This is a genomic window from Streptococcus sp. 2342 (genome assembly GCF_013276795.1).
Taxonomy (GTDB): Bacteria; Bacillota; Bacilli; order Lactobacillales; family Streptococcaceae; genus Streptococcus.
On the sequence record NZ_VMLR01000020.1, the window covers coordinates 1 to 1848 of the forward strand.

2 protein-coding genes are annotated in these 1848 nt (G+C 34.4%); both read left to right on the top strand.

Annotated features, from left to right (window positions below; genetic code table 11):
* Positions 1 to 1384: N-6 DNA methylase (locus HT689_RS09475; RefSeq protein ID WP_173281008.1), on the top strand; the 1384-nt coding region annotated here is incomplete at its 5' end.
* Positions 1374 to 1848 (top strand): restriction endonuclease subunit S (locus tag HT689_RS09480; protein ID WP_205380536.1); only part of this gene is annotated, 475 nt, incomplete at its 3' end. The genes HT689_RS09475 and HT689_RS09480, both read left to right, overlap by 11 nt.

The window sequence follows — 1848 nt, forward strand, 5'->3', positions numbered from 1 at the left end:
AAACTACGCTTCGCTCGAAGGTGAGAATAAAGCAACAGTAATTTCTGCAATTCTTTTAGCCCTTAATGAAGAAGATTTTGATATCAAAAAATTAACAGGTAATAAGTATCCTAGAAAAACTGATGGTAGAGAGGATACAACAAGACCAGTAATTGATAATGATGGAATGAGAATTCTAAAAGCAGTTAAAGATTACATTGCATCTGAAGGTGTTTTGCCAGAAGACAAGGTCAATATTCTTCTCAATAAGTTCTCGTTTTTAGAAACGAATGTCCGGCTGAATGAAAAAAACGAGACATTAGGAGTTACACCGCTTCATTATTTTACTAAAAAATTACAAGATAAAGTTATCCATCACTTTAAACAAAATACAGATTACGATATTTTGGGTAATTTCTATGGTGAGTTTGTGAAATATGGTGGAAGTGATGGGAACGGTCTTGGAATTGTTTTGACACCTCACCATATTACGACGCTTATGACGGAATTAATTGATGTGTTACCGACTGATTATGTATTGGATCCTGCTTGCGGTAGTGGTGCTTTTTTGATTTCTGCAATGAATAGAATGACTAAGCTAGCAAAAGATGAGGACGAAATCAAACATATTAAACAGCATCAACTACTGGGGATAGAGTTGCAGGAAAAGATGTTCACCGTAGCGACAACGAACATGATTTTACGAGGGGATGGCAAAAGTAATCTACAGTTAAACGATATGTTTTCTGTTACCGGTGAAGAGATCCAAAAGCAGAGAGTAAATAAAATCTTGTTTAATCCCCCGTATTCCCAAGGGAAAACAGATAAAACTCTAACAGAAATTAATTTTATTCGTCATGCGCTAGATATGCTGGTAACTGGGGGGAAACTAGCGGTGATTGTCCCTCAATCAACTATGGTTGGTAAATCTAAGGAAGAAAAGGAATATAAGAAAAGAATTCTTGAAAAACATACTTTAGATATGGTAATTACTGTAAATAAAAATACTTTCCATGGTGTGGGGACTAATCCTGTTATCGCAATTTTTGAGGCGGGTAAACCACATGATATTGAACGAAAAAAAGTTAAGTTTATAAATTTTGAAGATGATGGATTTGTAGTGAGAAAACACATAGGTCTGATTGATGACGATTCGGCCAAGGAGAAAAGACGCTTCCTCTTTGATGTAATCAATGGTAACGAGGAGGATTATACGACTGAGTTTATGGTAAAATCCACAATCCAAGCAGAGGATGAATGGTTACATAGTTTCTATTATTTTAACGATGAAATTCCAAGTGATGAGGAATTTGAAAAAACAATTGCAGATTATCTGAGTTTCCAATTTGATATGTATACCCATGGTAGAGGCTATTTATTTGAAGAGGTACAGGATGAAGAATAGAAAATGGAAAGAGTTTAGACTCGCAGAGTTATTCCAAGTAAAACGTGGCAAACGTCTTGTCGAAAGTAGTCGTATTGCGGGAATGCGCCCATTTATAACAGCAGGTTTTCATAACAGTGGAATTGCTAGTTTTATTGCAAATAGTGAGCAGGAAATTTTTCCTAAAAACACAATCACGATTGATATGTTTGCAAATGCATTTTACCGTAATTATTCCTACAGTGCAGATGATAATATTCTAGTGTTAATTAATGATGATATTTCAGAAAACTGTAAATTATTTATTACTTCAGTTTTTGATAATGCAAATCAATTTGGTTATGGAAAACAGTATAGACTAGGAAATTTTAAAAGGCAGAAAATTATGCTTCCTGTTACAAATTACGGGACGCCTGATTGGGCATTTATGGAAGAATATGTTCAAATCAAATATAATCAAATTAAGGACACCTATAAGTTTCCTG